Origin of the sequence: Antarctobacter albus (assembly GCF_900101505.1) — a bacterium.
GTDB lineage: Bacteria > Pseudomonadota > Alphaproteobacteria > Rhodobacterales > Rhodobacteraceae > Antarctobacter > Antarctobacter albus.
Map to the genome: position 1 here is coordinate 89753 of NZ_FMZI01000013.1, position 26223 is coordinate 115975.

At 64.7% G+C, this 26223-nt stretch carries 25 protein-coding genes; 17 read left to right on the top strand and 8 right to left on the bottom strand.

The annotated features are described in order from the left end of the window. Positions 1-18: 18 nt before the first annotated feature. From BLQ71_RS20230 to BLQ71_RS20240, 3 genes are read right to left on the bottom strand one after another with little or no spacing between them, the layout of a single operon-like run. Positions 19-504 (bottom strand): TRAP transporter small permease, encoded by a 486-nt coding sequence (locus BLQ71_RS20230; protein ID WP_069208655.1) that lies wholly within the window; start codon positions 502-504, stop codon positions 19-21. A 36-nt stretch (positions 505-540) separates the two neighbouring features. Next, entirely contained in the window at positions 541-1680 is a 1140-nt protein-coding gene (locus BLQ71_RS20235) for an FAS1-like dehydratase domain-containing protein (protein ID WP_074623026.1), read from the bottom strand. A gap of 38 nt (positions 1681-1718) precedes the next feature. Continuing rightward, positions 1719-3278 carry an acetate--CoA ligase gene (locus BLQ71_RS20240; protein WP_074623027.1) on the bottom strand — a complete coding sequence of 520 codons (1560 nt, stop codon included), beginning with the start codon at positions 3276-3278 and terminating at the stop codon, positions 1719-1721. Between the two features lie 149 nt (positions 3279-3427). Between BLQ71_RS20240 and BLQ71_RS20245 the strand changes: the two genes are divergently transcribed. From BLQ71_RS20245 to BLQ71_RS20255, 3 genes are read left to right on the top strand one after another with little or no spacing between them, the layout of a single operon-like run. Further along, positions 3428-4213: an IclR family transcriptional regulator gene (locus BLQ71_RS20245; protein ID WP_074623028.1), complete on the top strand. Its 786-nt coding sequence runs from the start codon at positions 3428-3430 to the stop codon at positions 4211-4213. Between the two features lie 3 nt (positions 4214-4216). Continuing rightward, positions 4217-4639, top strand: coding sequence for a PaaI family thioesterase (locus BLQ71_RS20250; protein WP_074623029.1), 423 nt, complete (start codon positions 4217-4219; stop codon positions 4637-4639). Then, positions 4636-5853: a CaiB/BaiF CoA transferase family protein gene (locus BLQ71_RS20255; RefSeq protein WP_074623030.1), complete on the top strand. Its 1218-nt coding sequence runs from the start codon at positions 4636-4638 to the stop codon at positions 5851-5853. Before BLQ71_RS20250 ends, BLQ71_RS20255 begins: the two co-directional genes overlap by 4 nt. A 10-nt stretch (positions 5854-5863) precedes the next feature. Here BLQ71_RS20255 and BLQ71_RS20260 read toward each other — a convergent pair whose 3' ends face one another. From BLQ71_RS20260 to BLQ71_RS20270, 3 genes are read right to left on the bottom strand one after another with little or no spacing between them, the layout of a single operon-like run. Next, positions 5864-6916 (bottom strand): ABC transporter substrate-binding protein, encoded by a 1053-nt coding sequence (locus BLQ71_RS20260; RefSeq protein WP_074623031.1) that lies wholly within the window; start codon positions 6914-6916, stop codon positions 5864-5866. Continuing rightward, positions 6913-8310 (bottom strand): sensor histidine kinase, encoded by a 1398-nt coding sequence (locus BLQ71_RS20265; RefSeq protein ID WP_074623032.1) that lies wholly within the window; start codon positions 8308-8310, stop codon positions 6913-6915. The genes BLQ71_RS20260 and BLQ71_RS20265 overlap by 4 nt, the downstream gene beginning before the upstream one ends. Beyond that, the gene (locus BLQ71_RS20270) at positions 8303-8974 is read right to left on the bottom strand and encodes a response regulator transcription factor (RefSeq protein WP_043144862.1); all 672 of its coding nucleotides are present in this window, start codon (positions 8972-8974) and stop codon (positions 8303-8305) included. Before BLQ71_RS20270 ends, BLQ71_RS20265 begins: the two co-directional genes overlap by 8 nt. Positions 8975-9140: 166 nt before the next feature. On the opposite strand from BLQ71_RS20270, the gene BLQ71_RS20275 reads away from it, so the two are divergent. The 3 genes from BLQ71_RS20275 to BLQ71_RS20285 all read left to right on the top strand — a co-directional run bounded on the left by BLQ71_RS20275 (position 9141) and on the right by BLQ71_RS20285 (position 12176). After that, on the top strand, positions 9141-10118 hold the full coding sequence (locus BLQ71_RS20275) for a Bug family tripartite tricarboxylate transporter substrate binding protein (RefSeq protein WP_074623033.1): 978 nt from the start codon (positions 9141-9143) through the stop codon (positions 10116-10118). Between the two features lie 84 nt (positions 10119-10202). Next, a complete protein-coding gene (locus BLQ71_RS20280; RefSeq protein ID WP_074623034.1) occupies positions 10203-10634 on the top strand; it encodes a tripartite tricarboxylate transporter TctB family protein in 432 nt (143 codons plus the stop codon). A 3-nt stretch (positions 10635-10637) separates the two neighbouring features. Next, entirely contained in the window at positions 10638-12176 is a 1539-nt protein-coding gene (locus tag BLQ71_RS20285) for a tripartite tricarboxylate transporter permease (protein WP_074623035.1), read from the top strand. 59 nt (positions 12177-12235) lie between these two features. Here BLQ71_RS20285 and BLQ71_RS20290 read toward each other — a convergent pair whose 3' ends face one another. After that, the gene (locus BLQ71_RS20290; protein WP_198544071.1) at positions 12236-13018 is read right to left on the bottom strand and encodes an IclR family transcriptional regulator; all 783 of its coding nucleotides are present in this window, start codon (positions 13016-13018) and stop codon (positions 12236-12238) included. Between the two features lie 100 nt (positions 13019-13118). Here BLQ71_RS20290 and BLQ71_RS20295 point away from each other — a divergent pair, with 100 nt between their 5' ends. Beyond that, positions 13119-14066: a cupin domain-containing protein gene (locus BLQ71_RS20295; protein ID WP_074623036.1), complete on the top strand. Its 948-nt coding sequence runs from the start codon at positions 13119-13121 to the stop codon at positions 14064-14066. 1785 nt (positions 14067-15851) lie between these two features. On the opposite strand, the gene BLQ71_RS20300 is transcribed toward BLQ71_RS20295, so the two are convergent. Next, positions 15852-17000, bottom strand: coding sequence for an FAD-dependent monooxygenase (locus tag BLQ71_RS20300; protein WP_074623037.1), 1149 nt, complete (start codon positions 16998-17000; stop codon positions 15852-15854). A 237-nt stretch (positions 17001-17237) separates the two neighbouring features. Here BLQ71_RS20300 and BLQ71_RS20305 point away from each other — a divergent pair, with 237 nt between their 5' ends. The 10 genes from BLQ71_RS20305 (at position 17238) to BLQ71_RS20350 (ending at position 26220) form a co-directional block, all read left to right on the top strand. Continuing rightward, positions 17238-17549 (top strand): recombinase-like helix-turn-helix domain-containing protein, encoded by a 312-nt coding sequence (locus tag BLQ71_RS20305; protein ID WP_074623038.1) that lies wholly within the window; start codon positions 17238-17240, stop codon positions 17547-17549. Continuing rightward, entirely contained in the window at positions 17539-18309 is a 771-nt protein-coding gene (locus tag BLQ71_RS20310; protein WP_043147207.1) for an ABC transporter ATP-binding protein, read from the top strand. Before BLQ71_RS20305 ends, BLQ71_RS20310 begins: the two co-directional genes overlap by 11 nt. A 19-nt stretch (positions 18310-18328) precedes the next feature. After that, positions 18329-19303: an ABC transporter substrate-binding protein gene (locus tag BLQ71_RS20315; RefSeq protein WP_074623039.1), complete on the top strand. Its 975-nt coding sequence runs from the start codon at positions 18329-18331 to the stop codon at positions 19301-19303. Positions 19304-19392: 89 nt separating this feature from the next. Beyond that, positions 19393-20160, top strand: coding sequence for an ABC transporter permease (locus BLQ71_RS20320; protein ID WP_074623054.1), 768 nt, complete (start codon positions 19393-19395; stop codon positions 20158-20160). Between the two features lie 31 nt (positions 20161-20191). After that, complete coding sequence (locus BLQ71_RS20325) at positions 20192-21238, top strand: Rieske 2Fe-2S domain-containing protein (protein WP_069211056.1); 1047 nt, start codon at positions 20192-20194, stop codon at positions 21236-21238. Beyond that, positions 21238-21978 (top strand): SDR family oxidoreductase, encoded by a 741-nt coding sequence (locus BLQ71_RS20330; RefSeq protein WP_198548581.1) that lies wholly within the window; start codon positions 21238-21240, stop codon positions 21976-21978. The genes BLQ71_RS20325 and BLQ71_RS20330 overlap by 1 nt, the downstream gene beginning before the upstream one ends. Then, positions 21975-22787: an alpha/beta fold hydrolase gene (locus tag BLQ71_RS20335; RefSeq protein WP_074623040.1), complete on the top strand. Its 813-nt coding sequence runs from the start codon at positions 21975-21977 to the stop codon at positions 22785-22787. Before BLQ71_RS20330 ends, BLQ71_RS20335 begins: the two co-directional genes overlap by 4 nt. A 25-nt stretch (positions 22788-22812) precedes the next feature. After that, positions 22813-23748, top strand: coding sequence for a VOC family protein (locus BLQ71_RS20340; RefSeq protein ID WP_043147201.1), 936 nt, complete (start codon positions 22813-22815; stop codon positions 23746-23748). Next, positions 23745-24533, top strand: coding sequence for an SDR family oxidoreductase (locus BLQ71_RS20345; protein ID WP_043147199.1), 789 nt, complete (start codon positions 23745-23747; stop codon positions 24531-24533). Before BLQ71_RS20340 ends, BLQ71_RS20345 begins: the two co-directional genes overlap by 4 nt. A gap of 10 nt (positions 24534-24543) precedes the next feature. Continuing rightward, positions 24544-26220, top strand: coding sequence for a thiamine pyrophosphate-binding protein (locus BLQ71_RS20350; protein ID WP_074623041.1), 1677 nt, complete (start codon positions 24544-24546; stop codon positions 26218-26220). The last annotated feature ends 3 nt before the right edge of the window (positions 26221-26223 follow it).

The following is a 26223-nucleotide window of genomic DNA, read 5'->3' on the forward strand; positions in this document are numbered from 1 at the left end:
CTCCCGTTTGAACTGAATTCAGGTCACTGCAAGATCGCGCTTCAACAGCGCGTCATGCAGCAGCCGCAGGGCCAGAACGCCACATCCCAGGGGGATGGAGGCATAGGCCCACCCAAGCGGCCAATCGACCACCCCGTATTCCACGTCCCCGTGGACGATGGCTTCGAGGGCGAATTTTCCGGACATTGCCGTCACCGCGACGAAGAACGCCGCGGGCAACAACAAGCGAAGTTTGGAAATCACCACGCCGATCGGGCCGGGAAGGCGTTCGGGGGTGAATTCCAGTGCCAGATGGCCGCCATCGCGGAAAACCCGCGACAGCGACAGGGTTGCAAGCGCCGGCATCAGGTACAGTTCGGTCAGTTCAAACTGGATCTGGACCGGGCGGTTCGCGAACAAGCGTAAGAGGATGTCCGCGTTGATCAGACCCGCGACGGCGACAAGGCTCAGACAGCCCGCCAGGTGCAGGACGTCTTCTATCTTGCTCAGAACTTTATCAAGCATCGGCCATGCCTCCCTTGCCGTTGCGGTATTCCGATCTTAGCGCTTGGGCAGTTCGACGATGGCCGAACCCATGGCCGACAGTTCGCCATCCTGCTGTTCCGCGCGTTGCTGAATTTCCAGCAGGTAACGGCCGTTTTCCTCGAATTTCCGGATCACGGTGCCGTGGATCAGGATGATGTCACCCTCGGGGTTGTGCCGGCGGACCTGGCACTTGGCCTGGCGCAGGAAACCGTCGTCGCCCATCCAGTTGGTGACCTGGTGGGTCAGCCAGGAGGTGCGCTCGGGGCCGTAGTCATAGGCACCGGGGGCGCCGACCTCCAGGGCGAATTCCTCTTCCCAGTGAACACGCTCGGGGCAGTCCGGAATGCCGAACTTGTTCTTGGGTCCGGCGCTGGGGTGCTTCTGCTGTAGCTGCCATGCCAGCTTGTTGGCGCGGATGTACAGGCCGCCCCAGCCTTGGGCGTAGGCGATGAAGCCGGTGGCCGTCATCGGACCCTTGACCATGGTGGGCAGCTCTTCACCCTCGGCCACGTCGTCCCAGTAGCGGGTTTCGGCGCCGCGGACCGTCTCCTGCTCGTAGTACTTGTAGTATTCCTGCAGCTCTTCCTCGGTCCAGACACGACGGCCCTTGGCCTTGGCCTCGGTGTACTTTGTGCCGTTCTCGCGGGCCTGGTCGCGGTCGGTGCGGAAACACCAGCTGTCGGCATCGGCCACAAGGTCGCCGGTCGCGGCGTCGTAGAAATCGACGTGATAGATCTGCTGCACGGCGCGGCCCGCGAACCGGGTGTCATGCTCGACCAGGTCCTTGAGCACCGCCTCGGTGCGGAATTCCATGTTGCGGGTGATCGTCTTGTGCCAGTTCCAGTTGGCGCCCGACCACATGGCATGCACGCCCGGCAGGCCGCCGACATAGCCCGAGATGATCCGGTTGGTCGCGAAGAGGAAAGAGGGCAGGGCGATCACGTCGCCGTATTTCGTGCTCTTGGCATATTCGGGATCGCACCACAGCGGGTTGTCGTCGCCGATGCCGTGGGCGTAGTGGCGGATGTTGTCGCGGGTCGCCTCGTAGCACCAGGGCTCGACCGTCTTCTCGATCTTCACGCCGATGCGCTGGCGCAGGTCGTCCAGGCCCTCCTGCGTGATCTTCGGGAATTTCTTGTGGGTCATGTCGTTCATGTTTCTCTCCTCAGAACGTCTGTCGGGTCGCGCGCGGGTTATTCCGCGGCTTCGAATTTCTTGGCTTCCTGATCGCGCAGGATCTTGCGGTTGACCTTGCCCGCCGGGGTTTTCGGCAGTTCGCTGACGAACTCGATCTGGCGGGGGTATTCGTGACGGGCGAGGCGGGCGCGGACGTGGTTCTGGATGTCCTCGACGAGGCCGTCGGTCTCTTCCGCCTTGAGAATGATGTAGGCCTTGACCACGAGGCCCCGCACCGCGTCCGGTGCGCCGATTACGCCACATTCGGCCACCGCCGGGTGGCTGAGCACCGCATCCTCGACCTCGACCGCGCCGATGGTCCAGCCGGCCGAGATGATGACGTCGTCCGCGCGGCCGCCGTGGTAGAAATAGCCATCCTCGTCCACGCGGCCGAGGTCCTTTGTCGGGAACCATTCGCCGCGCTTCCTGACCATCAGCTCGCCGGTTTCTCCGGGGTCCGCCGGGCTGCCGTCGGCGCGTTGCACTTCGACCTCGACGCCGGGAACGGCCTTGCCCATCGCGCCATCGCGCACTTCCAGGTCGTCGGCGCCGGGATAGTTGGCAATGATGACACCGATCTCGGTCGTGCCGTACATCGACCGCACCTTGGTCCCGAAGACCCGTTCGACGTAATGCGCGGTTTCCGAGTCGATGGGCTCTCCGGTGAAGGACAGCTTGTCGAAACTGTATGTGTAATTCTCGGCCTCGCCGGAGTTGCGCATCATCCGGTAATGCGTGGCCGCAGCGGTCAGGTTGGTGATCCTGAAATCCTGCAATGCCTTGAGCAGGCGAACGGGATCGAACTTGCCGCTGAAGGTGCCGGTGGAGACACCTATTGCCAGCGGTGCCAGCGTGCCGTGCCACAACCCGTGGCCCCATGCGGGTGACGACGGGCAGAAGAACCGGTCGCCGGGGCGGATGCCGGTGGCATAAAGCGCGGCCACCATCAGCGTGACGATGGACTGGTGATTGTGCTGCACCGCCGCCGGCAGGGCACGGGTCGTGCCCGAGGTGTATTGCAGAACCGCCAGGTCGCGGCCCGTTGTGTCCCAGTCAAAGGTTGCGGGCAGATCATTCAGCCCGTCAAGAAAGTCCTGATCGACGACGATGACATTCTTGGCGCCGCCTTCAACCGCTTCCGGGGCTTTCTCGGCATTGGTGAAAAAGACCTCGGGCTTGCAGTCCCCGACGCGCAGGCGAATGCCGTCCGGCCCGAAAAGCGAGAACATCGGCACCGCGACCGCCCCGGCCTTGATGATGCCGAAGAGCGCGCAATAGAAGCTCAGCGACGGGTCGATCATCACCGCGACGCGGTCGCCCTTGCCAATGCCCTTTGCCGTCAGGAAATGCGCGATCTGCGACGACCGGCGCGAGATCTCCTCGAAGCTGATGACCTCGTCGCGGCCATCCGCATGGGCCACCCGCAGCGCCGCGTTGTCCCCGTCGACATGGCGGTCGATGCACTCGTGGGCGATGTTGAACCGCTCCCGTGTGCCGTCGAACAGCTCCCACAGGCGGTCCTTCGAATAGTGTTTCTTGGCGTCTTCGTAAGACGTGAATTCCGTCAGGCGGGTCATTCCTGTCTGCCTCCCAAGGTCTCGTGTGCGGATCGACACGAGGTGTCCGTCCGGTTCGTTGACAACGGTAGGGATTGCAGTCATCTATTGTCAATACGCTGATATTATTGTATATGGGCAATGAAAATCAGTAGTTCGGAGAGGTAGGCATGACCAGTGAACAGGCGGGATCGACGGCGAAACGGCAGGTGCCGGCAGTCACCAGGGCCCTTGCAATATTGAGGTTTCTGGCCCGGTCGCCGGAACCGGTGGGGGTCAACCCGATGGCGCGCGAGCTGGACCTGGTGCCCAGCACCTGCCTGCACATCCTGCGTGTCCTGCAAGACGAGGGGATGGTGGATTTCGATTCGCAGACCAAGCGCTACACGATCGGAATCGGCATCCTGCCGCTGGCCCGCTCGGCGCTTCAGCGCAACAGTTTCTCGACCCTGATCCAGCCGCAGCTGTCCGAGCTGTCGCAGAAGTTCGGCGTGACCAGCATCGCCACGCAGCTCTCGGAACCCAACCAGATGATCGTCGTGGCCCTGTCGCAATCCAGCATGCCGTTCCGGCTGCAGGTGGACCTGGGCAGCCGCTTTCCCGCGCTCATCAGCGCCACGGGGCGCCTGTTCGCTGCCTTCAACGTAGAGGATGAGCAGACCCTCAGGCAGGAGTTCGACCGTCTGGTCTGGGATCATCCCCCCGCATTCGAGGATTGGGTGCAGGAGATCCGCGAGGCGCGCGAGCGCGGCTATGCCGTGGACCAGGGCACCTATATCTCGGGCGTGACCGTCGTGGCGGTGCCCGTCTTCGGCAACAGCGGACGCATGACGCGGTCCATCGTCGCCATCGGCATCTCCGAGCGGCTCAAGGACAAGCAGGTGCCGAAACTGACCCGGGCCATGCAGGGCATCCGGGACCACATCCAGGAATTGCAGATCGACGCGGGGAGTTGAGGCGTGACTGACACGGACACCGGGGAATGGAGGCCGCTGGACATCAAGGGGTTCATGGCACTGATGGGGCCCTTGCTGCGCGCGACGGATGCCGGGGACAGGGGGACATACGGCTTCCAGACCGATGACCGCCACGGCAATCACATCGGGCTGGTGCATGGCGGCGTGCTGACCAGTTTGCTGGACCAGGCGATCGCCATCCGTGCCTGGAAGGCCGCCGAGCGTCAGCCCACGGTCACGGTCCAGATGGACAGCCGGTTCCTGGGCGCGGCGCGGGTCGGCGACTTCCTGAAGATCAGGCCCGAGATCCGCCATGCCACCCGGTCCTTGATCTTCGTCGATGCAGAGATCCACAGCGGAACCGGGCCCGTGGCCACCGCCTCGGCCATCATGAAAATTACCTCGAAAACAGGACGCAGCACATGACCGACACCCAGTCTTCCCCTTCCAGCGGACCGCTTGCCGGCATCAAGGTCCTGGATTTTTCGCGCATCCTGTCCGGTCCCTATGCCAGCATGGTGCTGGCCGACCTCGGCGCAGAGGTGATCAAGATCGAGCCGGTCGGAAAGGGCGACGAGACCCGCAACTTTCCTCCGTTCCACGGCGAGCTGAGCCATTATTACATCGCCCTGAACCGCAGCAAGAAAAGCGTCGCGCTGAACCTGAAGTCAGAGGAAGGCGTGCAGATCGCGCGCGACCTCGCCCGGCAAAGCGACATCGTGCTGGAGAATTTCCGCCCCGGCGTGATGGACCGCCTGGGCCTGGGGTACGAGCAGTTGCGCCAGGACAACGCGGGCCTGATCTATTGTTCGATCTCGGGCTTCGGCGAGAACAGCCCGCTGGGTGACAAGCCCGCCTTCGACATCGTGGCGCAGGCCCTCTCCGGCGTCATGAGCGTCAACCGCGAGCCGGGACAGGCCCCGAACAAGCTGGGTGTGCCTCTGGGCGACATGGCGGGCAGCATCTTTTCGCTGTTCGGTCTGCTGGCGGCGCTGCACGAGCGCAGCGTGACTGGCAAGGGGCGGCGCGTCGAGGTGGCCATGCTGGACAGCCTGATCGCCTTGCAGGGGTACCTGTCGCAGATCTATTTCGTCACCGGGCAAAGCCCGCAGCCTGTCGGTACGCAGCATCCCAGCATCGTACCCTACGGGTCCTTCCCGACTTCGGACGGCCATGTGATCGTGGCCTGCCTGACGGAACGGTTCTGGCACAATTTCGCACGCTGCCTGGGCGAGGACGGGTTGATCGAGGATCCCCGGTTCGCGCTCTACGACGCGCGACTGGCCAACCGCGACGCCCTGCATGAGATCATTCACCGGCGGATGACCCAGGAGACGACGGACTACTGGCTGGCCCGCCTCGGCGAATACGACGTCCCCAGCGCGCCGATCCTGTCCATCGGCGACGCACTGGAACAGGCGCATGTACAGGACCGGGCTCTGGTGGAAACCGTCCGTCACCCCAGCCAGGGAGAGATGCGCCTGGTGCGTGGCCCGATAAGGTTTGACGGGGAAGGTCCCGCCGCGGCCCGCGCGCCCAGCCTGCTGGGCGAGAACACGCCGCAGGTACTGGCGGATGTGCTGGGATACGGCCCCGAGGACATTGCCGCGCTTGCGGCGCGCGGCGTCGTCGGGTCGTGATGCCTGTCTGCTAGGGGCCGGTGGCGCGGCGAAAGGCATCGTCCCAGATGGCGAAGAGCGCCGCGCGCCGGTTGCGGTCCATTGCCACCAGCAGGGCCGGCGACAGCGGAATGAACCGCCGTGCGCTGGGGGGCAGCCCATTTTCCGCGTCGTCGATGGGGCTGACCAGCCCGGCATCGGCGAGTTGTGCCTGCACTGGCGTGGACAGCAGGAAGTCCAGCAGGCGCTCGGCGGCCTCGGGCTGGCGGGCCTGCCGCGGGATCATGTAGGCGCGCGACAGGAGCAAGGTGTAATCCTCGGGCAGGATGAACCCGATCTCGGCGCTCTGATCGCCCAGAACGTAAGACCCCAGCACGTTGTAGGCCATGAGATACCGGCCCTCGGCGACGCCCCGGATGATCTCGGCGGAACAGCAGGTCGCCACCGCCTCGATCCGCGCGAACCCTTCGAGCAGAGAACCGAAACTGGTCGCCTCGAGGCTGTCGGCATAGGCAAAGAGGAACCCCAGCCCCGAGGCCCCGATGTCATAGGTGGCAATGCGCCCGCGAAAGAACTCTGGCCGAGTGCGCATGGCGTCAAGCAGGGCAAAACGCGTGCGGGGCACCTCGGCCCCCGAAATCGCCGCCTTGTTGTAGACGATGACCGCCGGTTCCGTGGTGATGCCCCACAGCTCGTTGCGCCAGCGGCGGGCCGGGGGCAGGGCGCTGGCCAGCGGTGACTGGACCTGCCGCGCGCAGGCGGCATTGACCAGCCAGACCATGTGTTGCACCGCCGAGGAAAAGACCGCATCGGCGGGCTCGCTTTCTTCACGACAACCCGCACGGCTGAGCGCGAAGAGATCGTTCGACCCCCATTGTTCATACACGATGGTCAGGTCAGGGTTCTGGTCGGCAAAGAGCCGGATCACCGGGCGCAGGATGGCGATATCGGTGGTCGAGCGCAGCAGCAGCCGGGTCTCGCCCGACCCGAATTCTGCCCTGTCCTCCATCTCTTGCGCCGCAGCCCCCGTGACGAGAAATGCAAGCGCCATAAGCCAGGGAAGAAGTGTCCTGAGGACGATCATTCCTCTGCCTCCCCCGGGGCCGCCGGCAGCACCAGTGCCGCGCGAAAGCCCTTGTCGTCGCGGCCCATCTCGACCGAACCGCCAAAGGCTGCGGCGACAGAGGTCACGATGGACAGGCCCAACCCCGTGCTGGCCTCGCCAGAGGCGCGGTCGCGGTTGAACCTGTCGCCCAGCCGTTGTGCAATTTCCGGACCGGGGCCAGGCCCGCTGTCCCGCACCCAGATCGCGGCGCTCTTGCCGGATTGGTCTGCGCCAATGGTCACCGGGGCCTTGCCATGACGCAGGGCGTTGGCCAGCAGGTTCTTGGCGGCCTCGCCCAGCGAAAAGGCATCGGCCAGGACCATGACCGGCGCATTGCTGATGTCCAGCCGCACCTCGGCGCCGGGGGCCAGGGCCTGGTGCTCGTCCCGCTCGATGATCTCCAGCGCGATCTCGCGCAGGTCGACGGGGCGGCGGGGGGCGCTGTCGGTGCGGTGGATGACCATTGCGCGGGACAAGAGCTGATCCAGCAGCTTGCTCAACGACCGGCTGCGTGCCAGCAGCCGGCCCAGCGCCCTGTCTGCTCCCTCGTTCCCGGTCTCGGCCTGCGCCGCCTCGGCCTGGACGCGGATCGCGGCGACCGGGGTGCGCAACTGGTGGGCGGTGTCCGAGATCAGGTTGCGCATCGCGTCGACCTGCCGGTCGAGCCGCCCCATGAAACGATTCATCGCCCCCAGCATGACCTGCAATTCGCGGGGCAGGCGGTCGACGGGGATCGGCGTCAGGTCGTTCGGGTCGCGCAGGGCCAGATCGGCCGAGATCGCCTCGAGCGGGCGCAGGGCAGAGCGGATCACGAACCAGGACATGACCAGCAACACAACGCCGGCCACGCCCATCGGCCAGAGCGCATCCCGCACCAGCCGCGCCGTCATGTCCTGCCGCGCGCGCAGGGTCTGGCCCACGATGACCTCGACCGATCCCGAATATTCCCGCTCGGCAAAGCGCCGTGTGACCTGGACAAACCGCGCCGGTTCCCCCTGCAGGGGCGCATCGAAATAGCCCGGTGCTATGCCGGTTCGATCCGGGGCCGCTATGGCCGAGGTCTCGTCCAGCCCGGTGATGAAGGTGCCGTCGGGGCCGCGCACGGCATAATAGATGCGGTCCTCGGGGGCCTGCGCCAGAAGTTCGAAGGCCGAGACGGGGAGATCGACAAAAGGTGCGCCGCTCTGGATGCGGATCGATTCCGCGATGTCGCTGGCGGCGCCCAGCAGGATGCGGTCATAGGACTGGCGCGCGGCCTGTCTGCCGTTCCACCAGGTCGAGACCGTCACCAGCAATCCGCCCAGCAGCAGGATCAGCAGCACCGCGCCCAGCACGCGGGCGACAAGGCTGCGCTGGATTCGTGCCTCAGCCATCCAGCCCGATCCGGTAGCCGACACCGCGCTGGGTCGCGATGCTGACGGGACTGTCGGCGAATTTCTTGCGCAGCCGCGCGATATACAGCTCGATCGCGTTCACGCCGACGTCGGCATCGTCGAACCCGTAGAGGGAATCGTACAGTCGGGCCTTGGACAGGTACTGCCCCTGGTGCCGGATCAGCGCGTCCAGCAGGGCCGCCTCGCGCCGGGTCAGGTCCAGGCGTTTTCCGTCCAGCGTGGCGCTGCGGTCGTTGGGCGCGTAGACCAGCGGGCCCAGCGTGATCTGCTGTGACTTGCGGTCCGCCTCGCGCCGGACCAGCGCGCGCAGTCGGGCCTCCAGCTCGCGCTGATCGAAGGGTTTGCTGAGGTAGTCATCTGCGCCCGCGTCCAGCGCCGTCACCCGGTCGTCCACGTCGGCCAGCGCGGTCAGCATCAGGACCGGAGTGCGGTTGCCGCCTTGCCGGATGTCACGCAGGTAGCCGAGGCCGGAGCCGTCAGGCAGGTTGATGTCCACGATCAGCGCATCGTAATCCTGCACTGCGCGATAGTCGCGGGCGGCCTCGATCGTGGGGGCCAGGTCGCAGACCATGCCGGACCGGGCCAGTTGCCGGATCACGCCCTCGGCCAGATCCTCGGCGTCTTCGATCATGAGCACGCGCATCGCCGCGGCCTCCCTCTCCTGTCATTCTGTCCTTTGGCTGACAGGTTCATGACAGGATCATTGGTTACACATCCACAACCCGCGGAAAAGGGCGCAGAGTCGTTCATGGCGCGGGGACCGGACCGGATGCAGAGGAGTGCGTCCGGCCAGAGTGTTGGAGGACCACATGAAATTTTCCGCAACCCGTGGCGCACTGGCCGCCTTTGTCCTGTCGTTTTCCGCCGTCGCGGCGCAGGCGCAGGAAAACCCCGAATGCATCGCCCCGGCCAACCCGGGCGGCGGCTGGGACTTTACCTGCCGCCAGGTCGGCAAGTCGATGCAGGACCTTGGCCTGATCGACAAGACCATGCAGGTCGTCAACCTCGCCGGTGGCGGCGGCGGCGTGGCCTTTGCAGAAGTGGTGAACAAGCGCAACGACGAGGATGACCTGATCGTGGCGGCCTCGACAGCGACCGCGACCCGCCTCGCGCAAGGCGCCTACCCGGGCAACACCATGGACCAGGTGCGCTGGCTGGCCACCATCGGCGCCGACTACGGCGTGATCGCCGTTTCCGCCGATAGCGAAGTCGACAGCCTGCCGGCGCTGCTGGACCAGATCAAGGCGGACCCGACCTCGGTTTCCGTGGCGGGCGGCTCGGCCGTGGGTGGCTGGGACCACCTGAAGGTCCTGATCGCGGCCAATGCCTATGGCATCACCGACGTGCGTTCGGTCAAGTACATCGCCTTTGACGGCGGCGGCGAGGCCGTGACCCAGCTGCTGGCCGGTTCGGTTCAGGCTTTCACCGGGGACATCTCCGAAGCCAAGGGCTTTGTCGACAGCGGTGACATCAAGGTGATCGCGGTCCTGTCGCCCGAGCGTCTACCCGGCGAATTCGCCGAGTTCCCGACCGCGCGCGAGCAGGGCATCGACGCCATCGGCGCCAACTGGCGCGGCTTCTACGCCCCCGGCGACATGAGTGACGAGGCCTATGACGCATGGGTGTCCAAGATCGCCGATCTCTACGCTTCGGACGCGTGGAAAGACGTGATGGCTGCAAACGGCCTGGCCCCGCTGGACCTGCAGGGCGCCGAGTTCCAGAGCTTCGTGGCCGACTCGGTTGCGCAGATCCAGGCGATTTCCAGGGAAATCGGCATCATCAAGTAAGCGCCCGCCGCTTGCCTGATGCAGGGCGCCGCGCGGATGTGCGGCGCCCGACCTTCTACCTGACACCCGGAAAAGGAGACCGCCATGAGCGATCGTATTTTCGGGGTCGTCGGCATTCTCCTCGCCATCGGCTATGTCTTTGCCGCGCTTGCGATCGAGGAAAGCTTTCTCTCGGATGCCGTCGGCCCAAAGGCCTTCCCCCTGATCATTGCCGCCATCCTGGGCCTGTCCAGCCTGGTGATCGTGCTGCGCCCGGATGCCGAGCCGCACTGGCCCGCGCTTGGCCGCCTGGTCGAGGTCTTTGCCTCGGTCGTGGTGCTGATCCTCTATGCCGAGATGCTGCCCGTCGCGGGCTTTGTCGTGGCCACCGCCTTTGCCGCCGCCTACCTGGCATGGCGCCTGGGGTCCGCCCCGCTTGAGGCAGTGCTTGTCGGTGTCGGCACCTCTGTCGGCATCTACGTCATCTTTCACCTTGTTCTGGGTCTGTCGCTGGCGCGCGGACCGTGGGGGTTCTGAAAAATGGAGATGTTTGGAAATCTCGCCGATGGCTTTGCCATCGCGCTGACCTGGCAGAACCTGCTGCTGGCGCTGCTGGGCTGCTTTCTGGGCACGATCATGGGCGCGTTGCCGGGCCTTGGCCCGTCGAACGGCGTGGCCATCCTGATCCCGCTGGCCTTCACGATGGGGTTGGGCGCGACGCCTTCCCTGATCCTGCTGACCTCGGTCTACTACGGGGCGATGTACGGCGGGCGGATCTCGTCGATCCTGCTCAACATCCCCGGCGATGAACCGGCGATGATGACCTGCCTCGACGGGCACCCGATGGCCAAGAAGGGCCTCGCGGGCGAGGCGCTGTCGCTCTCGGGCATCGCCTCTTTCGTCGGCGCCTTCTTTGCCACCTGGGGCCTGATCCTGCTGGCGCCGCAGCTGGTCAAGATCGCGCTGCTGTTCGGCCCGGCGGAATATTTTGCCCTCTTCGCGCTGGCCTTCATGACGCTGGGCGGCGTGTCCTCGACCAACCAGGCGAAATCGGCCTTTGCCGCGGCGCTGGGCCTGGGCCTGGCCACCATTGGTGTCGACACCCAGACCGGCGTGCCGCGCTTCACCTTTGGCGAGGTGCACCTCTATGACGGGCTCGATTTCCTCGTGGCCATCGTCGGTCTGTTTGCCTTGTCCGAGGTCTTTATCTTCCTTGAAAACCGTCACGGCGGTTCTGACGCCGAAGGCAAGAAGATCACCGTCGGCAAGCTCTATCCGCCGATGTCGATGATCAAGCAGACCGCTCCCACCATGCTGCGCACTTCTTTCCTGGGCTTCCTCGCCGGGGTGCTGCCGGGGGCAGGGGCCTCGCTGGGGTCTTTCATCTCCTACTCGATGGAAAAGCGGCTGGTCGACAAGGAAGGCACCTTTGGCACTGGCGACCCGCGCGGCGTGGCCGCGCCGGAGGCAGGCAACAACGCTGCCGCCGGGGGCGCGCTGGTGCCGATGCTGGCGCTGGGCGTGCCCGGGTCGGGCACCACGGCGGTTCTGCTGGCGGTTCTCCTGGCACTGAACATCACGCCGGGGCCGCTGCTGTTCACCCAGAACCCGGACGTGGTCTGGGGTCTGATCGCGGCGCTGTTCATCGCCAACTTCATGCTGCTGGCGATGAACATCCCGATGGTGGGCCTGTTCACCCGGGTGTTGATGATCCCCAGCCGCATCCTGATGCCCATCGTGGCGATGGTCAGCTTTGTCGGGATCTACGGCATCTCGGGCTCGACCTTCGACCTGCTGGTGATGATCGGCTTTGGTGTCATGGGCTGGGTGCTGCGCAAGCTGGACGTTCCGTTGGTGCCGATCATCCTGGGCACGCTGTTGGGCAACGCGATGGAAAACAACCTGCGCCGCGCCGTGACCATCGACAACGGCGACTGGTGGACCCTGGTCGACAGCCCGCTGTCCATCGGCCTCTGGGCCATCGCGATCATCGGCTTTGTCCTGCCGTTGATCATTGGCGCCCGGGTCAAGGCCAAGATGCACGCACGCCGCGACGAGGAAGGCTCGATCAGCGACTGATCCTTGCGCTTCCTGAGACTGGAGACCGCCCGGCAACCTTTCGGGCGGTTTTTCTTTGCCTAGTTGCCCAGCAGGCGCGAAATCCGGGCCGCTGTGTCCTCCAGCGCGCGTCTGACCTCCGCGGGTACGGCCTGCCGACCCTCTGTCGCACTGGTGGCATTGATCGCGGCGACGGTCTTGCCCGACATGTCGCGCAGGGGGGCTGCGACCGATGTGATCCCCGCCTCGAAACTGCCGACCTGTGTCACCGTTTCGCTGCTGCGGTCGGCCCGCCACTGGGCCAGCAGTTCGGTCATGCCGGGCGCGGTGTTCCGGGTCGTGCGCTGTGCGTTTGCGTCGCGGTACAGCGCGATCAGCGTTTCCTCGTCCAGGTCCGCCAGCAGAACCCGCCCCATCGTTGTATTGGCGGCGGGCAGGCGGCTGCCGACATGGACGATGCTGCCAAGACCCAGCCTGCTGGGCACCCGCAACATGTACAGAACCAGCGTCCCGTCCCGCACCCCCAGGTGCGTGGACCAGTCGGTTTCGTCGCGCAGGCGTTCCAGCTCGGGCAGCGCGATCTCAACCAGTTCGCGCGTGGCAAGATAGCCAAAGCCAAGCCGCATCACCGCAGGGCCAAGCGCATAGGTCTTTCGCGCCTCGTCGTGCAACAGGTATCCCATCTGCGCCAGCGTGTAGACGGACCGGAAGGCGGCGGACCGGCTTTGCCCGATCTCGCGCGCGATCTCGGACAGGGACATTTCCCGGCGTTCGGGAGTGAAGGCGGTCAGGACCTGAAGGCCCCGTATGAGGCCGGGAACAAGATAGCGATCCTCGGCGGGATCAAGGTTGGTTCGAGGCAAGCGCGTTTTGTCCATGAAACGGCGTATAGGATGTAAAACGCGGTTTTGCTACCCGTATCGCATCGAATTTGAAGCGCGACACGACAAGAGGAAACACCCGATGAACATCAAGACCGATGCGGTTTCGACCCTGGCCGCCGAGCTGTCCGCCCATACCGGCCGTTTCACCGACAAGCAGTTCGACTGGAACGCCTTTCCGTCCAACGCCGGCTTCCCCGACCTGGCCCGCGCGCAGATGCGCTATATCGGCTCTGGCGGCTCGCCCAAGGTCGGTGACACCAGCACGATGAAGCCGGACAATTTCACCCTGTCGCTGATCTACAAGGAACACGGTAAATACGCCGCCTGCCACAGCCACGAGATCGAAGAGAGCTTTCTGATCATCGACGGTGCGCTGATCGTCGGCTGGGAGCGTGACGGCGAGGTGGTCGAGGTCAACCTTGGCCCCAAGGACATGATCCTGAACGCGCGTGAGGTCGGCCACGGCTTTCGCGTCGATGGCCCCGAGCCGGTGCTGATGTCGATCTCGGTCGACGTGGGCAAGCCGCTGCCGCCGAAATACCACTACCACCCCAAGGAGCACGCCCCCGAACTGGCGCGCAGCTTTGGCGCCGAGCCGGGCAAGACCATGCCGTTCGACCCGAACGGCACGCATGAACTGCAGCAACTGATGGGCAAATTCGTCATCCGTCACGCAGAGGCGCCGACGATCTGGGAAGAGGCCGGGTTCACCCGCAAGGTCTATGTGGGCGAGGGCGGCATCGCCAACGACACCTGCCGCAAGGAAATGTGGGGCGTGCCCAGCCGCACCGGCGTGCAGGCCTTCACCCGTCCCGTCGAGGACGCGATGATGGTGATCGAGGGCTCGCTGACCGTGGGCTGGGAAGAAAACGGCGAAACCGTCGAGGTCGAACTGGGTCCGCGCGACCTGGTCAAGACGCCGGCAGGCCGCAAGCACTGGTTCCGCAACAACTCGGCCGGTCATGCGACCGTCTGGACGGTGATCGGAACCTCGTCGGAAGACGGCGTGGCCTACAAGGCGGCCTGAGCCTTCCATCACTCCCTGTTTGGACTTCGGGGCGCCTTCGGGTGCCCCGCTTTTCGTTTTTCGGAGTGCTGGCCAAGGGCTGAGTGCGACTGGTGGCCCTGAGGAAACAGTCCTTCGATTGCGGGTTGGAGGCCATTGTTAACAGATCAAGCGAGGGTGTATTGAACCGGAAGCAGTGCTTTTGATCTGATGGAGACGTAAAGCAATGACAGGTCTGAGGTATTTTTTGGGTGGTTTTACGCAAGATATCTTGAACGCAAGTCCATGAATAAATTGGTATCTATCCTGCAATCGCTCGCCTTATTTGCACTGTTTTGTTTGGGTCTTTTCGTAGCATATTTGAGGTTCACGCGCACATTTTGATAGCGGGGTGCTCGAAGCAAATAGACCCTCGCCGGACTACGTTGTTCGTGGCAAGATCATTGGTGCAAGGCTTGCAAATGGTGCGTATTCGACCCAAAGGAGGCTTGCCAGCGGCGCCCTAGAGGTCATTGAAATTGCTGACAAGATTCTGTCAGTCAAGTCACAGCGAACGCTAACGAGAAAGATTGTAAAGCAGATGGTCGACGCTTCGGTTTCGACCTGACTTAGGGTTCAGGCGATGGTGGCAGCAGCAACAATTGAGGGTATCGAGACTGCTGAAATCTCACAATCCACGTCGTTCCTCTGCAGTAATCGCGATGGTTTGAAGAACCGCACGTCCCTGGCGGTTTCGGGTGATGGCGTTCTGTTTTTGATGCTGATGGCGACGGGCGATCAACGAGGCGCTGAACTGGCGCAGTCCGAACAACGGTCCTTCAACACGCGGATGGGATCGGGTAGGCGCCCAAGGGAATTCGTAAGGTGTTGATGGGAGAGCGGAAGTGAGACAAGCTGTAATATTGGTCGCGAGTTTTGTCGTTGTGCTGTTTTTTTTGGTTTACGCCATTATAGACGGGCTAATGTACCACTCGCGTGTTAGTGCCTACGCTGAGTTTTTTGGGGGCGTTGTCACGCGCTCCATTCAAGTCGATCGTCTGGGTGAGATGGGTTTGTCAGATACGCACGGCGCAGTCTTTCAACATTCTGATTATCCGCAGGATTGGCTTGACGCCTTTGAGAGGTTGTCGAGAAACCAATTGACCAGGAGGGATTTGGATTGCAGCTTGGGCTTTGCGCTTTCTGAATTGGACTTGACGATAAACGACCCTGTCATTTCTGTCTTTATTTCTGATAGACCACTTCTTTATGTAGTGTTTTTTTACGGAGATGTTCCCCCGATAGAGTCAACGTTTGGCAACGATCTTAGTCAAAACTTGAATGCTGTCCCATACTATAGACCGCCAAAAAGAGGGGATCTAAGGCTGGATTCAAGGCACTCGAGCTTGGAGGGGGCCAGAGCGATCGTTTTCCAAGCGCATCGGCGGGGTATCACCTGGTCATCCAATAGGTGTCAGGGTTACTCGTATATTGTTTTTGAGGAAAAGAAGTATGGCTGGTTTCGGTAAGTGCCGCCGAGGCGTTCAAGTGAGTGACTAAGGTCCTCTTGGAGGCGCCTTTGCTCTGAAAGCGGCCAACTTGGAAAAGCCCGCTCCTCGCGCATGGTCAATCTTGGAAGTGTCCAGTGTCGTGGTTGAAGCAAAAGTCAGCTTCATCCCGCTTATCTGCCATTTGAAATGCAACAATAGCGGCCACGTCGGCTCGAAAGCCGTGGCTAGAGAATGGACTTCGTTGGGCCACTGTCAGGATTGTCGCAACAGGGGCGCTGACATCAGCGCCCCTGTTGATTTCGCGTCGCGCCGCCCGTCACACGGGCGCCGGTTCGCCCAGCGGTGCCGTCCAGGCGTGATAGCCATAGACCCAGTCGGCGTTCCCGCCTTCCTTGAGCCATTCGTTCGCCAGCGAGCCGCGCTGGATCGCCGCCGTGCGGTCGCGGCGGGCGTCCTCGTAGGCCTTCAGCGCCTCGGGCACAGTCTCCGGACCGTCGCAGAGTGCACGGGCCAGAACGACCGCGTCTTCGATCGCCATGCAGGCGCCCTGGGCCATGAACGGCACCATCGGGTGCGCCGCGTCGCCCAGAAGGGCGGCATGGTCCTGTGACCAGCGCGGCATCGGTTCGCGGACGTGCAGGGCCGAGCGCGTGACCTCTGTGCAGGCCTCCAGCAGGGTGCGGGCCTCGGGGTGGAAATCGGCGTAGGCGGCGCGCAGCTCCGCGATGTCGCCGGGCAGGGTCCAGCCTTCCTCGCTCCAGTCCGTTTGCGGCGTGGTGGCAAAGACAAAGATCTCCTTGCCGCCGGTCAGCGGGAAGGTGACGATCTGGCGGTCCGACTCCGGCCCCCACCACTTGGTGAAACTGTCGAGGTTGGGCAACTCGGCCACCGCCGCGCGCGGAACAACCGCGCGCCAGGAAACCAGCCCGGTAAAGCGCGGCGCATCGGGGCCGAACATCGCCGTGCGCAGGGCGGAATGGATGCCGTCGCCGCCGATCAGCACGTCCGCCACGTGGAGGCTTCCGTCCTTCAGCAGCAGGGTGGCACCTGCGTCCCCTTGTTCCAGCCCGGCGACCGCCGCGCCAAAGCGGATGGTGCCGGGCGCCAGGGCATCCTGCAGGGCGCTCAGCAGGTCCGCGCGGTGGATGGTCAGCTGCGGGGCACCGTATTTCTCCTCGGCCGCCGCGCTCATCGGCAGGCGCGAGGTCTCGCGGCCATCGTCCCACATCCGGCTGATGCGGTATTCCGGGCGGGCCGCGGTTTCGCGCAGCCGATCACCGATTCCCACGCCCAGTCCGTCCAGCGCATGAACGGCATTCGGCGTCAGGTTCACGTCGGCGCCGATTCGTCCAAAGGCCGAAGTCTGTTCGTAGATCGCGACCTGGTGGCCGTGTGACTGCAGCGCGATGGCCGCCGCCATCCCGCCTACACCCCCGCCGGCAATAGCAATTTTCAAGGCATTCATAAGGCGTCTCCCTCTCCGCAAGTGTTCATAAAATAACATCTTGTTCAGATATAATCAGTGTCGGATCTGCGGGCATCTGTCAATGCGGGTGCCTTTGGCTGGCGCGATCCGCGGAAATTCGTTGACAGAACGCAGGGCGGTCAGGCAGTCTATATTTGAACATCATGTTAAAATATGAACACATCGCAAAGACGCGACGCGATAAAGCAAGCCACGATGGATAAGGGAGACCGGCACATGAGTGGACATGACGCATTCAAGGACAGGCTCACGGAGCGCGCGCAGGACACCAGCCGCCCGGCACTGGCGAACCAGTGCCGCGGGCGCGACCTGGAACCGGCGGAAATGGCCCTGGCCGAGGCCCTGATGAATATCTACGGCACCGGCGAGCACGATTTTGCCAAGGTCGCCGCCGCGCTGGCGGACCAGGGCGTGACCGCCCCCAAGTCGGGCCGCACCGACTGGACCGAGGCGCTGCTGGGCGAAGAGCTGAAGGCGATCAACGCCGACCTGGACGCAGCGTACGAGGCCCAGGGTTATGGCGCTTGAGTTCCGTTCCGTCACCAAGCGCTTCCCGACCAATTCCGGCGAGGAACTGACCGCCGTCAAGGACGTGAACTTTCGCGTCGAAGAGGGCGAATTCGTCTCGGCGGTCGGCCCCTCGGGCTGCGGGAAGTCCACGATCCTGTCGATGACCGCGGGCCTTTACCAGCCCACCGAGGGCCAGGTGCTGGTTAGCGACGAGCCGGTCACGGGCCCCAATACACATGTCGGGTTCATGCTGCAGAAGGACCTGCTGCTGCCCTGGCGCAACATCATCTCGAACATCGAATTCGGGCTGGAATCGCGCGGCGTCGGCAAGGAAGCCCGCCGCGAACGCGCCATGAAAGAACTCAAGCACTGCCACCTCGAAGGGTTCGACCAGCAGTATCCCTATCAACTGTCAGGGGGCATGCGGCAGCGCGCGGCACTGGCCCGCACCCTCGCCATCGACCCCGAGATCATCCTGCTGGACGAGCCGTTCTCGGCGCTGGACGCGCAGACCAAGCTGCTGCTGCAGAACTCCTTTGCCAAGACCATCGCAGAGGCGGGCAAGACCACGCTGCTGATCACCCATGACCTGGCAGAGGCCGTTTTGATGTCCGACCGCATCCTGGTCCTCAGCGAACGTCCCGGCACGGTGATCGCGGACATCAAGGTGGATCTGCCGCACCGCGACGAACCGATCAAGCGGCGCACGCTGCCCGAAGTGGCCGACTATGCCGCGCAGCTCTTCAAACTACTGAAGCTCGAAGAAAAAGCAGCCTGACTGCAGGGAGTCAAAAGACATGAAACACACGTTCATCAACACGATCGCCGCCGCTGCAATGGCCGTTTCGGCCTCTTTCGCAAGCGCGGCAGAGCAGGTGACCTACCTGTTCCCGGCCCCGGATTTCCTGCCGGCCTTCGCGCCGTTCCAACTTGCCAAGGGCAAGGGGTACTTCGAAGAGGCCGGCCTTGACGTGACCTTTCGCGTCGGCAAGGGCGGCGCGGATGTGGCGACGCAGGTTGCTCTGGGCAATGCCGACCTTGGCGGCGGCATCGGCGACACCTCGATCATCGTGCGGGCCAATGGTCTGGACATCCGCGGCGTGGCCCTGCTGGGCGGCCGTGGCCTGACCCAGCTGGCATGGCGCGCCGACAGCGGCATCGAAAGCCCGGCGGATCTCAAGGGCAAGTCGGTCGGCGTGCTCTCGTTCCAGGACACCACCTATTACAACCTGCTGGGCGTGCTCGCCTCCGTCGGGCTGACCAAGAATGACGTCGACATCCAGGCCGTTGGCCCGGGTGGCATCATCCAGCTGTCCATTGCCGGCAACCTCGATGCATTTTCAGGCGTGCCGGAGTGGATCGCCGCCGTCGAGGGCGCGGGTGTCGAGATGAAGCAGATGCCGGTCGACGCCGTCTTCCCGGCGATGGCGCAGGCCATTATCGCCTCTGACAAGACCATCGCGGAACGCCCCGAGATCGTCAGCGGTTTCGTGAATGCGGTCCTGAAGGGCATCCGCGACATCCAGGACGATCCCGAGCAGGCCGCCAAGGACTATGTCAGCTTTGTTCCGCAGCACAGTGGCAAGGAAAAGATGGTCGAGGGCGTGATGCGCGCCTACGCCGCGCTGATCTATCCCGAAGGCGAAAACCAGCCCCTGGGCACCTTCGACGCCGAGCGGATCAAGGCCGTCCAGACCTTCTACGTCGATCGCGGCATCGTGCGCACCGCCGTGCCGATCGAAGACCTCTACACCAATGATTTCGTGAAATGACCGACGCAACCCAGATCCAGGCCGGGGCGAACGCCCCGGCCCAAGGGACCCGCCCGACCAAACACAAATCTGCAACCGGGAGACCAAGCATGGCGCAGCGTCACATGACAACGATCGTCAGCCTGACATTGCTGGCCCTCGTGCTGCTGGCCTGGGAATTCCTGCCGCCGGCGCTGGATGTCCCGCGCTTCATCATCCCCACGCTGAGCGACTGCCTGGCCGAATTCCAGCGCATGTGGGCCTTCGAAGGGCTCTGGGCACATGTCCTGTCGACCGCGCTCTACACGGCACTGGGCTTTGCCATTGGCAGCCTTCTGGGCGCGGTGCTGGGCTACCTGCTGGGCATGTCCGCCTTCTGGGAAAAGGTCCTGTCGCCCTACATCCTGGCGCTGCAGATCGCACCCAAGGTCGCCTTTGCGCCCCTCTTCATCATGTGGTTCGGCTACAACTCGATGCCCAAGCTGCTGGTGACGGTGCTGATCGTGTTCTTTCCGGTCCTCGTCAACGTGCTGCAGGCCATGCGCACCGTCGACCGCGACCTGATCAACCTGGCCCGTGCCTACAATCTGTCGCGCTTCGGCATCTTCTGGAAGATCGAGATGCCCTCAACCGTGCCGAACCTGATGGCCGGCCTGCGCATCGCCTCCACACTGGCCGTGATCGGCGTGACGGTGGGCGAACTGGTGGGCGGCAACACCGGCCTCGGGTTCCTGATTTCCTACGGTGGCGGACAGGCGAATGCCGCGATGGTCTTCAACGCCATCATCCTGCTGACCGTGATCGGCTTCGTGCTCTACTCGGCCCTCGTGCGCATCGAAGAGCGTGTTCTCCATTACCTGCCCAAGGCCCACGGCTGAGCGGCGGATGCATTCCCAAGGGAGTATGACAATGACTGCCATCGACAAGAAAGCCCTGATCGAAAAGCGCGTGAACGAAGGTCTGCGCGGCCAATGGTACCCGGTCTGCAAATCGGTCGAGGTGAAGGCCTCGCGCCCCTACGGCACCAAGCTGCTGGGTGACAAGATCGTGCTGTGGCGCGACGGTTCGGGCAAGCTGCGCTGCATCGAGGACTTCTGCCCCCACCGCGGCGCGCCGCTGTCTTACGGCGAGGTCCACGAGGGCCATGTCGCCTGCCGCTATCACGGCGTGGTCGTGGACGGCGACGGCGTGGTGGTCCAGGTGCCAGCGATGCCCGAATGCGCGCTGGAAGGCCGTAAGGCGGTCAAGTCCTTCCAGGTGACAGAGGCCAACGACGCGGTCTTTGTCTATGTCCCCTCCATCGACCGGCCGGAGGCGCCGGAGCTGGTGATGCCCGACGTCATGAGCGACGACGCCTGGGCCGGGTTCCTCTGCACCTCGGTCTGGGAGTCGAACTATCGCTACGCGCTCGACAACCTCGCCGATCCGATGCACGGCTGCTACCTGCACGCCGAGAGCTTTACCCTTGCCTACGGGTCCAAGCAGGACTTGATGAAGCTGGACAAGACCGACAACGGCTTCCGGATCGAGCGCGTCGGCCAGACCGGCGAGAATTTCGACTGGACCGAGTTCGAGGTCTACCCGGGAGACATGTTTTGCTTTCTCGAAATCCCCTATCCGCCGGCGGCGGGGCCGGGGGGCGTGTTCCGCATCATCGGCTTTGTCACCCCGATGGACGAGACCACAACCAAGGTCTTTTTCTGGCGGATGCGCCAGGTCGAGGGGATGGCGCGCGAAAGCTGGCGCTTCCTCTACCGTGCCAAGATGGAAAAGACCCATTGGGACGTGCTGGAACAGGACCGCGTGATGCTGGAAGGCATGCCCGACGACGCCCGCAAGCGCGAGATGCTCTATCAGCATGACCTGGGCGTCAGCCGTATCCGCCAGATCCTGACCCGTGCCGCCAAGGCGCAGGTCGAGGCGGAGCTGAAGCAGGACAGCGTGGCGGCAGAGTGATGATGCTGCAAGGACGTCATATCTTGCTGACCGGCGCGGCGCGGGGGCTGGGGGCGGAAATCGCCCGCTGCCTCGCGGGCCACGGCGCGGAGCTGATCCTGGCGGACATCGCCGAGGACGAGGGCCGCGCCACCGCCAAGGAGGTCGGCGCGCAGTTCCTGCCTGTCGACCTGGGCGATCCCGCGTCGATCACCGCACTTGCGGGTTCGGTTTCCATGGCCACGGGAGGCAAGCTGCACGGGCTGGTCAACAACGGAGCCATTGCCACCGGCATCGGCGGCATCGGCTTCGAGGAAATCGAGATCGACAGCTGGGACCTGGTGCAACGCGTGAACGTGCGCGGCACCTGGCTGATGACCCGCGCCGCCGCGCCGATGCTGCGCGCGTCCGGTTCGGGCCGGGTGGTCAACGTGGCCTCGGACACTGCGCTCTGGGGCGCGCCCAATCTCATGTCCTATGTCGCCAGCAAGGGGGCGGTCATGTCGATGACCCGCTCGCTGGCCCGCGAACTGGGCAAGGACCGGGTGGGTGTCAGTGCCGTGGCGCCGGGCATCCTGACCACCGAGTCGACCGATTACGTCCCCGAGGCACGCCACCGCCAGTATTCCGACGGCCGCGCCGTCCCCGGGCCGCAGGCGCCGGGAGAGATCACCGATGTTGTGGCCTTTCTGCTGAGCGAAGGGGCACTGACGCTCACCGGGCAGGTTTTGCCCGTCAACAACGGGTTCGTGTTCAAATGACCGGCTGGGAAACGAAAACCGCCGCCGGGATCGAGTATCTCGAGCGCGCGGGCGAGGGTGAGGCGCTGGTTCTGCTGCATGGCATCGGATCGCAGGCGGCTTCCTTTACCCCGCTCCTGGATCATATCGATGCGACGCGCCGGGTGATCGCCTGGAACGCGCCGGGCTATGGAGCCTCTGCGCCGCTTGGGATGGACTGGCCGCTGGCCAGCGACTACGCCCGCGCGCTGGAGGCTTTCTGCGACGCGCTGGGTCTGCGCCGGGTCATGTTGGCCGGGCACTCGCTGGGCACGCTGATGGGCGCGAGTTTTGCCGCCGCGCACCGCGACCGGGTCAGCCGCCTTGTCCTGGCCTCACCTGCTTTGGGGCATGGCGTGCCGCGGGGTGGTGGCCTGAGTTCCGCCGCCCAGGCGCGGATCGACGACCTTCAGCGTCTTGGCGCCGCAAAGTTCGCCGCCCTGCGCGCCGCGCGGCTGGTGCATGACCCTGACGCGAACCGGGGCCATGTCGCCCAGGTGCAGGCGGCCATGTCGCAGGTCACGCTGCCCGGCTACGGGCAGGCCGCGCGGATGCTGGCCTCGGGCCGGCTGTTGGATGATGCCGAACGGCTGATGGTGCCGACCGACGTGATCGTCGGCGCCGGAGACGTGGTTACGCCCCCCGATGGCGCCCGCCGCGCCTTTGCCGCGCTGCATCGCGCCGCGCAGGGGCGCCTGACCATCGTGCCCGACGCGGGGCACGCGCTTTACCTGCAGGCCCCGGTGGCATTCGCCGCCGCGCTGGCCGCGCACACCGAGACAGCCGGTTGACCGGCGGAACGAAGGAGGAAACCCGATGAGCGAGACCCCGATCCGCACCGGCAGCCTGCGCGGCATCATGATGCGCGGCCCGGGCTTGGCGGAAACGCTGCCCTTCTACGAGGACATGTGGGGCCTGAAACTGGCCCATAGCGACGATGGCACCGCGCTCTTGCGCGGCACCGGGAGCGAGCCCTTTCTCTACGGGCTGACCGAGGGCGATGTCTTTGGCATCGAATATGTGCATTTCGCCATGCCCGACCGCACACAAACGGACGCGCTGCACGCGCAATGCGTGGCAAAAGGCGCGCAGGTACTGGGCGCCCCGGCAGAGTTCGACGACTGGGCCGGTGGCTATGGCTTCGAGGTTCTCGACCCGGACATGCGCCGCCTGCGGTTCCGCACCGAGGCCCGGCAACTGCCCGAGGAACCGGACTGGTCCAAGCCGAAGAAGGTCAGCCACGTGGTGCTGAACACGCCGGACATGGAAGGCGTGCAAGCCTGGTACGAGGATGTTCTGGGCTTCCGCACCTCGGATTACTCGGCCGACCAGATGGTTTTCCTGCGCTGCAACACCGATCACCACTCGATCGCCCTGGTCCGCGCGCATTATGCAAGCGTCAACCACGTTGCCTTTGAATTGCCGACCATCGACGAATTCATGCGTGCCATCGGCCGGATGAAGCAGAAGGGACATGTCCCCACCTGGGGGCCGGGCCGTCACGGGCCGGGCAACAATCCCTTCGCCTATTTCGTCTCGCCCTCGGGCTTTGTGATCGAGTTCACCTCGGAACTGCAGCAGATCGACGAGACCACGCATGAGGCGCAGGTCTGGCCGCGCGACAATCCCGAACTGATGGACCGCTGGATGACCGCCGGCCCGCCGACTCCGGCGCAACGCGCGGTGATGCAGGGGCGGCCCGATCCGGGCTGGCCGGAACTGGCACAACGCAACCGGGGGGCAGCGGAATGAATTTCGGATACGATGGATCGGTGGCGGTCGTCACCGGCGGATCCTCGGGCATCGGCCTTGCCACCGTGCGGGTCCTGTTGGGATCGGGCGCCAGGGTCGCGCTTTGTGCGCGCAACGCCTCGCGGCTGGAGGACGTGGCCAGCGTGCTGCGCCGGGACTACGGCGAGGATCGCGTTCTGTCCCGCGCCTTCTCTGTGCTGGACGCGGATGAGGTGAACGGCTTTGCCGACGAGGTGAAACAGACCTTTGGCCGCTGCGACCTGCTGGTGAACAACGCGGGGCAGGGGCGTCTGTCGACCTTCGCCGAAACCAGCGACCAGGACTGGCGCGACGAATACGAGCTGAAGATCTTCAGCCAGGTGCTGCCGGTCCGGGCCTTCCTGCCGATGCTGCGTGAGGCGCAAGGCGCCATCGTCGCGGTCAACTCGCTGCTGGCCTACCAGCCGGAACCGCACATGGTCTGCACCTCTTCGGCCCGCGCGGGGGTTCAGAACATGCTGAAATCGCTCAGCGTCGAACTGGCCCCCGACGTGCGCGTCAATTCGGTCCTCATGGGGTTGATCGAATCCGGCCAATGGACCCGCCGCTTTGCCGCGCGCGAGGACCAGAGCGTCAGCCGCGCCGACTGGTACGGCGCGCTGGCCGAAAAGAAAGGCATTCCGATGGGCCGCCTCGGCGACCCCGAAGAGGCCGCCAACGCGATTGCCTTCCTCGGCTCGCGCGCGGCCAGTTACATCACCGGCGCCCAGCTTGACGTTTCGGGCGGCCTGGCACGGCACATCTAGGGAGATGGGTATGAAACACGAAGCCATTCAGCAGACCGAGACGGTCGGCGACTTTATTGCCCGTTACCTGGCGGACGTGGGCGTCACCACCATGTTCGGCGTGATCTCGATCCACAACATGCCGATACTCGACGCGGTGGCGCGCCAGGGCCGCATCCGCTTTGTCCCCGCGAGGGGCGAAGCGGGCGCGATGAACATGGCCGACGCCTATGCACGGGTGTCTGGTGGCATGGGCGTCTGCCTGACCTCGACCGGCACGGCGGCGGGCAATGCCGCCGGCGCGCAGGCCGAGGCGCTGACCGCCGGCAGCCGTGTTCTGCACATCACCAGCCAGGTCGACCTGGCCTATGCCGACCGTGACCGCGCGGCGATCCACGACGTGCCGCGCCAGCCAGAGATGCTGCGCGGGGTGTCCAAGGCGGTCTTCCGCATGTGGGACGCGAATGGCGCCATCGGCGCGCTGACCGCGGCTGTTTCGGCGGTGCTTTCAGCGCCCAGCGGCCCGGTGTCGCTGGAGATCCCGGTGGACGTGCAGCGCAGCCTTGCGGCGTCGCAGGGGGTGCAGCACGCGCCGGTGCCGGTCGTGCCCCGCGTGTGCGACGCGGTGATCGAGGACATCGCCAACCACCTGAAGCAGGCCAAGCGTCCGCTGATCTGGCTGGGTGGCGGCGCGCGTGGCGCCGTGGCAGAGGCGACGGAACTGATGCGGCGCGGTGTCGGGGTCGTCTCCTCGACCAACGGGCGCGGCGTGGTCTCCGAGGAAGAGCCGGGCACGCTGGGCGCCTTCAACATGGGGCCGGAAGCGGTCGACCTCTACCAGAGCAGTGACCTGATGATCGTCATCGGGTCGCGCCTGCGCGGCAACGAGACCCGCAACAATGAGATGCCGCTGCCCAAGCCGCTGATCCAGATCGACGCGGATGCCTCGCAGGGCGGGCGCAACTACGCGGTGGACCTGTTCGCCCACGGCGACGCGGCGGACACGCTGGCGCGCGTGCTGGAGCTTTTGCCCGCGAAACTCGACACCGACCCGAACCTTGGCTTCGATATTGCCAAGGCGCGGGCCAAGGCCGAAGGCGCCCTGCGCGACCGGCTTGGCCACTATTCCTCCGTGGCCGACACGCTCAGCGCCAAGGTGGTCGAGGGCGGCCACGCCTGGGTGCGTGACGTGACGATTTCCAACTCGACCTTCGGCAACCGGTATGTCCGGCTCAGCGAGCCGACCCAGGGCGTGCATGCGCTGGGTGGGGGCATCGGTCAGGGGGTCTCGATGGGGATCGGCGCTGCGCTGGCCTGTGACGAAGGGCGCAAGGCGATCACCCTGCTGGGCGATGGCGGTACGATGCTGGGCCTGGCCGAGGCGATCACCGCCGTCGATGAGAACGCCCCGCTGGTCTATGTCCTGATGAACGACCAGGCCTATGGCGTGATCCAGAACATCCAGGATGCGCAATACGACAGCCGCCGGCACTATTCGGCGATCCGCGTGCCTGAGTTCGGAACCTTCTGCGCCTCCATCGGCCTGCCGCATCGCAAGGTCAGCGCGCTTGACGCCTTCGAGGCGGCGCTGGACGACGCGCTGGCCGCCGAAGGTCCGCAGCTGATCGAGGTGGACATGATCGCCATCGGTCCCTTTGCCGAAGCCTTTGCAGGCCCGCCCGCCGGTGCCGCGCAGAAAGAGGACTGACGC